Source organism: Bacillus songklensis, from assembly GCF_042649685.1.
In the GTDB taxonomy this organism is placed as follows: Bacteria; Bacillota; Bacilli; order Bacillales; family Bacillaceae_H; genus Bacillus_BA; species Bacillus_BA songklensis.
On record NZ_JBHRZT010000072.1, the window covers coordinates 826554 to 835061 of the forward strand.

An 8508-nucleotide genomic window follows, 5' to 3' on the forward strand; every position below is an offset into this window, starting at 1 on the left:
ATGGAGTCACTGAAAAAAGTCCAATTGCTAATAGCTGAATTTTGTAAAAATTTATTTTTAACCACTAGTGTTGCATTAAAATAATTTCAGTTTTAAAAACACTCAAAATATTCAATAATCTCGTTTTGCGCAAAGAAAAAGTCCTTTATAATGGATAAAGTCAGGTGGTCACCCGTCCAAATCCACTAAAAAGGACCAATGTCATGGACAAGATTACACCAAAAACTTCATTTGGACAATGGTTTTCACCCATCAATCTTCAATTAATGGCTACTTTTTTCTTTCAAGGCTGCGGAAAAACGCCGTCATACGGGAAGTTTACGACTTCAAACTGCCAGACGATACGACCGTTTTATCAGATCAAATGGTGTTGATTGGCACGACGCAAAATCGAGCAGAAAATTATTTCCGTCTACTAAAAGTCATGGATTCAAAAGAAAATGAGCTCCATTTAATCACGAATCGCTTTGATTTGAGTGCCGAAGAACTGTCTGAGATGTACAAATCGCGCTGGGCAATTGAATTGTTTTTCAAATGGATTAAACAGCATCTCCGCATCAAAAAATTTTACGGACAAAGCGAATGGGCGATTCACAACCAAGTGTTCATCGCACTGATTGTCTTTTGTCTGCATGTTCTCGTGCAGCTCGAAACGAAAAGTAAGCGAAAAACCTTACAAATTAGCCGTTATTTAAGGGCCGCCTTGTGGAAGCCAGCGCATATCTGGCTTCGAAAAATTGAAGGAGAAACCGTCCCTTAATGAGCAAATCGTCGTTGTCCCTTTTGTCTAATTGTAAATAAAAACCAAATGGATGAAGCCACCTTTGTTTGGGTATTCATTTTTTTGGCTCTTCATCGAAAGAATAATAAAATTGAAAATTCAAATAAAATTCACGCAACACTAGTGATATTATTTACTTTCCTATTTTGTTTCTCGATGTAAAGTATGTCTTTTTAATCGTGGACAATATTTTTTTAATTCTAAACGATCAGGATGAGTACGCTTGTTTTTCGTCGTAATATAATTTTTATCTCCCGTTTCTGTGCATGCTAATGTAATTTTTACTCTCATCATCATATCCTCCTCTTTTGATTAAGCTTCTACAAACGGTGGAAGAGGGTCTTTGAATGAAGACCAGTCTTTCTTCATTTCTTCCTCCGTTAGTAGACAGGCATCCAGCGATTTCTCGATTTCAGCTTGATTCATGTCAATCCCAATCATGACGAGTTCTGTCATTCGGTCACCATATACTTCATGCCATCTCTCAAGTAATTCCGGTTCTTCCTGAAGAGTTTGTTGTCTCTCCTCTTCCGGATATGCTGCTATCCATTCACCCGTACCTTGGAGCATAATGGATGGGCCGGCTTGTGACAGCAAGCCTGATACATTATTGCGGGAGGCCAGCCATATGAATCCTTTCGCCCGGACAACATCGACAGGCCAATCTTCCAACCAATTCATCAACCGTTCCGGATGGAAAGGGAGCCTTCTACGATAAACGAAGGAGGAAATTCCGTATTCCTCTGTTTCCGGTGTATGTTCATTATTTAATTCTTTTATCCAACCAGCACTTTGACTCGCTTTTTCAAAGTCAAATAAATGTGTATTCAGCACGTGGTCAAGTGGAAGACGAGCATGGTCGGTTTCAATAATCCGGGCCTCTGGATTTAATTTTTGCAGGACAGTTTTTAATTCGAGTACATCCCCTTCTGCCACTAAATCAATCTTATTTAGCAAGATGACATTGGCAAATTCAATTTGATCAATTAGTAGATCGACAACCTCTCTCGTATCTGTTTCATCCGTCGCTTCTTTCCGGTCAAGCAAACTCTCTCCGGAAGCAAAATCATGCCAGAAACGGTTCGCATCTACGACCGTCACCATCGTGTCAAGTCTGCAAAATGCGGATAAATCAATTCCTAGATTTTCATCGACATATGTAAACGTTTGAGCCACAGGTACCGGTTCACTAATGCCCGTTGACTCGATTACGATATAATCGATATCGCCTAATGAGGCAAGCTTTTCTACCTCTTTGATTAAATCTTCCCTAAGTGTGCAACAAATGCAGCCATTTTGCATTTCTACAAGCTTTTCTTCTGTACGTGCAAATCCCCCTTGTTTTACCAGGGAAGCATCAATGTTAATTTCACTCATATCATTGACAATGACGGCTACTTTCTTTTCTTCTCTGTTTTCTAAAATGTGATTTAATAATGTCGTTTTTCCTGAACCTAAATAACCGCTTAACACTGTTACAGGTACTTTTTTCATAAAATAAATCTCCCCTCAAATCGTAAATATTACGATTTATTCATTATAGTATAGCTTTTTTTCTTGATAGCAAAATATTTTTGGTGACTTATTATTGAAATTTGACAGTCTCTATAGAAGGACAATGACTCCAACTATGTATAAGCAATGAAGAAATAACCCTTTATAAACTGCTAACTGGATGTAATACCACCGCCGACAATAATCCATTTATACATATGTACGCTCTCCTTCCATGTCTAAATCGTAATCTTTTCGATTTATATGAGTGCAATTGATAATTTATCACTTTTTTTAAAAAATAACAAGTAGGAATTTGAAAGAAAGAGAAACTGTAGACATATAGAACATGTTACAAATAAATAATGAAGGTATACAAAAGTATAAAAGTCCATCGTTTGTAGACGATGGACTTTTATGGTGCAATGAGCTGTTCTCCCTCATAAAACTCATACACATAGGGATTTTTCGGTGGCTCTATTCTCTCAATATGTTCAATATGAATATAAGGCAACAGTGAGTCATTGTATGTTGTTTTCAATAATGTTCCTTCTACTTTTATCCATTCATCTGTTTTATATGTTTTCGCATTTTCCATCGTTGCCAATGTGCCATATACAGAAGCATCTGCTACACAGCATGATAATCCAAAACGTGCGACAACAAACTGATCTTTTGTAAACCCTTCTTCACGGTAGACAAACCCAGTTAGTTCGATTTTCTTCCCAACAAACTTTACAGCATTCTCATCAATGATGGTCATAGTCGGAATGTATTGTTCCTCTGTTACTTCAATGCGATCTTTTTCCAGCAATGTTTGTTCCAGTCGCTCATAATATTCTTCTGGCCGTTGCTGCGGTACATATCCATCAGGATGTGATAACGGTACATCCTTTGTACCATTTGTCTGATTTTCTTGCGCCACTTCTTTTTTAACCTTCTCTTCCATCTCTTGCATATACTTTTGGGGGTCTTGCAAATACTGTTCTGCCTCCGATGTATCTAACTGAGCATTATTGATGAGTTCTTGTCTTTCTTCCGGTGTCGGCTGGGATGTAACATTCGCTCCAAATTTAATCCCACGTTTTGCAGCTACAGAGCTGTCTAACGAATGGTTCGCAAACACAAACCCTGTCATGACTGGCAAAATGAATAAGGCATAGATGATGCTTGACTGAATAGGACTTGTTTCTTCACCATGGCTAAAGCCGCATTGACAGAGTAAATCTTGTTCGTTTTTTGAACTACTTCTCCAAATTTGCAAGATCCCCATCATAAAAAACGTAAATGCAGCAAACTCAATAAACGGTAGCATTCTCGGAGCAATAAACAGTTGAATGTCTCCGGTTAGTAACAGCTTAAACATAAGCAAGGAGAAACCTATTAAAATAATGCCACGGATATATGCTTGAAACGAATAATCAATTTGTTTGTTCATTTGTTCATTCTCCTCACCCCATCATTACTTGAAGTAATAAAACAGATATATAAACAGAGATTGTGACAACGATGATAAATATAAGTGTGAATTTTGTTTTAAATGAAGCGAACAGCATTAACGTGTTTTTTAAATCAAGCATCGGTCCATATACTAAAAAAGCTAGCAGCGCACTCGGTGTGAATGTTTTTAGAAATGATGCGGCAACAAACGCATCGGCTTCTGAACAAAGCGACAAAACATACGCAAAGCCCATCATCGCAAGTGGACCTAATGTTTGATGTTGACCAATATCAAGCAAAAGGGAACGGTCTAAAAACGTTTGAAACAAACTAGCGATAAAGGCACCAACAATTAAATATTTGCCCATATCAAAAAACTCATCACTTGCATGAAACAGCAACTGCTTTACTTTATTGCCTTGAGGGGTGGTTTCTTGCTGTGCGCCGATCAGTTCGTCTTTTGTCCAACGCAGCTGATCACGATTCTGAAATAGAACATATACAATAAAACCAATAACCATACATAATATAAAGGCTAGTCCCATTCTTCCGTATACAATAAATGAATTTGAGCTAAACGCATAATAAGTTGAAGCGAATACAATTGGATTTAAAATTGGTGCACCGACTAACAATACAATACCGACATGAAGAGGCATTCCCTTTTTAATAAGTCTCCTTACAACAGGGATAATGGCACACTCACAAACAGGGAAAATGGCACTCACCATCGCAGCAGGGATCAGTGCAATGATTGGATTTTTCGGAATCCATTTTTGAATCCATCGCTCTGAAACAAATATCTGAATAAAAGAGGAAACAAACACCCCTAATAATATGAATGGTATCGCTTCAAAAACAATACCTAAAAAAATAGTATTCACATTTAACCACTGGCTTGGAAGAGAGAGATTTAAATCCTTTACATCTAATACAAAAAAGCAATAACCAAACATGAATAGTAACGCCATACCAATTAAATCTTTTAACCATTTTAACGAAACTGCTCCCATTTTCCTCCCCCATTTCACTCTACAAAATATACTTTATATTTTTTGGTAAACCAAGATTTCATCAGAATGACAAAGACTTGATACCCCTCTTACAAAATAAACCCCTTCTGAAGTGCCTGGAACATTTCTCCGTTTAAATCTTTTCCAATAAATACAAACATGGATTTCTCATCATGATTTTGCTCCACTGTTGTAAAGCGCACGCGCTTGTCCGCATATTGCACATGAGTAAGGTGTAATTCTCCTGTTAGGCGAATAAGGCCTTTTGCACGAATAACTTCATTCGGCAAGTTGCATAACCAACTTGTTAACGCTTGCTTATCCACTATTGGTACATGTTCGAGCTTCACCGTTTGAATGGTACCATGGTGTGAATGGTGATGGTCGTGATCAGAGTGATGATCTGTTTGATGTAAATGGATGATGTCCATTCTTCTTTTCCATAACTCTTTATCATCAATGTGACCGTATGTGGTCGTAACAACTGGTGTTTCACTGTTTTTCAATGAATCTATTTTTTTATGAATCTTCTGTAGTAGTTTATGATCAACACAATCTACTTTATTCAATAAAATAAAGGAAGAATACATCACTTGCTCTTTTAATAGAGTGCGAATCTCTTTTGAACTTGAAAAAACACTTAAATATTCCAGAAAATGACTCACATCTACTACACCAATGACAGATTCAACATGGAACACTTTTTCCATTGTGCTATGAGCAAATACTTCCACAATTTCAAGTGGATGTGCTACACCTGTTCCCTCAATTAGCAATACATCAATTGGCTCTCTTTCATGTTGGACAATCAGTCCCTCAAGTGTTTGGCGCAAATCATCTTGAATCGTACAACAAATACATCCGTTTAAAAGTTCAATCACTTGTTGATTATGAAATAAATGTGTTTCAACATTTACAGCCCCCAGTTCATTCAAAATGACAGCCACTTTTTTGTTTTCCCGTTTGCATTGTTCAATCATTTTCAACAAAACGGTTGTTTTCCCACTTCCCAAAAAACCACTTACTACATATACGGGTATTTTTTTCATCCCTTTAACCACTCCTTGCTATCATTATGATTTTTTAAACGTAACAATTACGATTTAAATCGTACAAGTCCACTACATATGTATAATTACAATGACAAACTATTCGTGTAACATATTGAACATATAAAAACACCTTTGTATTGTATCAATGCATGTCTTTTATGTAAAGAAGGACAGGAAAGTCTTAAAACTGGTTATGAAGTAAAAATCTAGGAGATAGGAACATAATCAGAAAGTAATAAAAAAGAAATGTATATAGTATTTATTTCTAGTTAACATACTTCTCAACAATTAAAAAGAAGCTTAGACTTTATTAAATCTAAGCATCTTTCAATACCCATCTATCTTCGTCGTTTTTTGATTTTTCTTGCAGTAATTTCTTGAATGTTTCCTTCGTTATATTGGATTTCACTGCTTTTTTTTACTAATTTAATCCACTCTTTAGGAACATTTTGATCAATCTCTTCTCTCGTATTCGAGTTTCCCCTCCTTTTTCAGGCTATTCTATCAAAAGTAAGAGATGCATATTCTATATAACGGCAGTTAATCTATATACCATACTGATACACATTCTCTTTTTTAGATTTATAATATCAGTATTTCCAAGTATTATAGATTTCTGGCACTAGAACCCTCTTTTGGACAAAAAGGAAATATGTTAGTAAGAGAGGATTTATATTAAAAAAACTCACTGATCGTATACGTCACTTCCAAAATACCAAAGGTACAAACAATTGAAGTTAGGAATTGCTGATAAACAAACTTTGCAGCTGATTTCAGACCAAACTCCTTCCAAATTGTTAGCATTGTGACAAGGCAAGATGTCATCGTAGATGCTAAAAAAACCAACATAAATAACTGAGCATCGGATAATTGTGTAAATAGTGTTCCATTACCTTCATTAAAGACTAAAATACCATCCTTACGAATGATAGAAAATGCCAATCCTAATGCAGCTTCCGCAGGCAATTGTAGACGATCTAACAATGGTAAAAATAAATAAGAGAAATACTCAATGGCTCCTATAAAATGCAGAATACTAGCTATGAAACATATAAGAATAAAAATTGGCATGGCCTGTGTAAAAAATTGTTTTAGATTACTTCTTAATTTGAAGGAGAATCCTTTAATAGTAGGTTTTTGGAGAAAGCTCCTTCTTAAACTTACAACAGAACTTGAAGCTGAGTTATTCTTGTGCCAGATTCTTGAATGAAGAACTCCGCCTAAAAACAGGACAAGGATGTAAGGAAAGAACATCCAAGTATTGTTAGCTGAATTGAAGATAGACAATGTTGCTCCAATTTGGTAGCTGCACGCAGATCCAAACGAAATGAATGATACACACTGTTTCCTCGTACATAAGCTGCAACTGCGACTTTGAAATACAGCTACTACATTACATCCAAATCCAGAAATGATAGGAACAAGATCTCTTCCATTCAGCCCAATTTTTCGTAAATATGGATCCAACACATCTATTATGCGATCTTTCAAGCCCGTTTCATCAGCAAGTGCTGTACTACATCCAATCAAAAATACGACTGGGAATGCCCAAATAAATGAATAAACCCCTAAAGATAAAACACCGAAGTCGCCAACAAATATCTCCTCTATGAAAGGATGACGTTGACTAAATAAACTAGTTAAAGGTTTGATAAACCACCTATCAAATAATGGTTGCGTGTAAGCTGAAATGAAATAGGCTGTAATAACAGGCAATAGAAACATACTAATTAAACTTATTATAGCCACTACCGGACCAACTAATGGATAATCAAAAATCAATTCTTTTGGTTCAACCTTTTCAAGATCTACCTCCAATAGATATTGAATTTTCTCATATGAAAGGTTTTTTTGCCCGTTTAACAGCTCCATTATTTGCTGAATAATAGCAGCTGACAGATTTCTAGTATCTACTATAAATAGTGGAAGTTTATGAGTAATGATAGCCTGACTCAATAGTTGTTTACTCTTCTTTGTCATCTTATCTGCATGAGTAGCTACAATCATAACTCGTCTTTGTTTATTTTGAATAAGGGGGTAAAGCTTAGCAAGTTCCTCTTGTAAGTGAGTTCCTCTAACAACGACAATGATATTCGTCGATTTCTCCACTTCGTTTAACGTCATTTGATTAGTGATTGACTCTGAAAAATTTAAGCCAGGCGAGTCTACAAGAATTTGGCCATTCACATGATTTAAACGTATACTATACGTCGAACCCTTGACATTTGTCTCTTCCCCGACATCCTCTCCACTTAATCGTGAAAATAAAGTTGATTTACCTGATGATTCAAACCCTAATAGGAGACTTCTTGAAGTGGTTTCTGCCTGAACTAACATTCGCACTTAACCTCACAACAAGATAAATCATCCAAAAACATTTGATTCCGTCTGTATTTTTCAAACACTTCTTCTTTATATGGAATGTTATTCCGTTCAAGAATCTCTTTTGCCACAATAGCAAAGCGCTGACGGAACTTATAAATGAAGCAAAAGATAACTTGTTTATGTCTAACATTTGGTCCAAGCAAGAAAAGATTCGATGTAATGGTTGACTCGTCCTGCTCTGTTAAAGCAGGAACACCATCCTCTCCCCACTCAAACAAGGATTGGATTTGGTTTGCTCCAGATAAGTTATCATGAACGAAACTAGCCCCTTGCTCGTAATACCGTAGGTTAATTTGGTTAAAATGTGTACTGGAAAATACAAACCAAATCAGAGCTACATTAC

6 protein-coding genes and 2 pseudogenes are annotated in these 8508 nt (G+C 36.2%); 1 reads left to right on the forward strand and 7 read right to left on the reverse strand.

What is annotated here, in order from left to right:
* Positions 1 to 265: 265 nt before the first annotated feature.
* Positions 266 to 760: pseudogene (locus tag ACFOU2_RS23205) on the forward strand (transposase); the annotation flags it as partial.
* A 162-nt stretch (positions 761 to 922) separates the two neighbouring features.
* Here the strand turns inward: ACFOU2_RS23205 and rpmG are convergent.
* From rpmG to ACFOU2_RS23240, 7 genes and pseudogenes are all read right to left on the reverse strand, one after another.
* Positions 923 to 1072, reverse strand: coding sequence for a 50S ribosomal protein L33 (rpmG, locus tag ACFOU2_RS23210; protein ID WP_028397869.1), 150 nt, complete (start codon positions 1070 to 1072; stop codon positions 923 to 925).
* Between the two features lie 21 nt (positions 1073 to 1093).
* Positions 1094 to 2275, reverse strand: coding sequence for a GTP-binding protein (locus ACFOU2_RS23215; protein ID WP_377918651.1), 1182 nt, complete (start codon positions 2273 to 2275; stop codon positions 1094 to 1096).
* Between the two features lie 415 nt (positions 2276 to 2690).
* Positions 2691 to 3713, reverse strand: coding sequence for a TIGR03943 family putative permease subunit (locus tag ACFOU2_RS23220; protein ID WP_377918652.1), 1023 nt, complete (start codon positions 3711 to 3713; stop codon positions 2691 to 2693).
* A 13-nt stretch (positions 3714 to 3726) separates the two neighbouring features.
* Positions 3727 to 4728 (reverse strand): permease, encoded by a 1002-nt coding sequence (locus ACFOU2_RS23225; protein WP_377918653.1) that lies wholly within the window; start codon positions 4726 to 4728, stop codon positions 3727 to 3729.
* 89 nt (positions 4729 to 4817) lie between these two features.
* Entirely contained in the window at positions 4818 to 5777 is a 960-nt protein-coding gene (locus ACFOU2_RS23230; protein WP_377918655.1) for a CobW family GTP-binding protein, read from the reverse strand.
* Positions 5778 to 6455: 678 nt separating this feature from the next.
* Positions 6456 to 8117 carry a nucleoside recognition domain-containing protein gene (locus ACFOU2_RS23235; protein WP_377918656.1) on the reverse strand — a complete coding sequence of 554 codons (1662 nt, stop codon included), beginning with the start codon at positions 8115 to 8117 and terminating at the stop codon, positions 6456 to 6458.
* A pseudogene (locus ACFOU2_RS23240) lies at positions 8111 to 8508 on the reverse strand (hypothetical protein); the annotation flags it as partial. The pseudogene ACFOU2_RS23240 and the gene ACFOU2_RS23235, both read right to left, overlap by 7 nt.

Coding starts and splice junctions, on each gene's coding strand:
- ACFOU2_RS23235 (WP_377918656.1), bottom strand. CDS start 8,117: ATGTTAGTTCAGGCAGAAACCACTTCAAGAAGTCTCCTATTAGGGTTT.
- ACFOU2_RS23230 (WP_377918655.1), bottom strand. CDS start 5,777: ATGAAAAAAATACCCGTATATGTAGTAAGTGGTTTTTTGGGAAGTGGG.
- ACFOU2_RS23220 (WP_377918652.1), bottom strand. CDS start 3,713: ATGAACAAACAAATTGATTATTCGTTTCAAGCATATATCCGTGGCATT.
- ACFOU2_RS23225 (WP_377918653.1), bottom strand. CDS start 4,728: ATGGGAGCAGTTTCGTTAAAATGGTTAAAAGATTTAATTGGTATGGCG.
- ACFOU2_RS23215 (WP_377918651.1), bottom strand. CDS start 2,275: ATGAAAAAAGTACCTGTAACAGTGTTAAGCGGTTATTTAGGTTCAGGA.
- rpmG (WP_028397869.1), bottom strand. CDS start 1,072: ATGAGAGTAAAAATTACATTAGCATGCACAGAAACGGGAGATAAAAAT.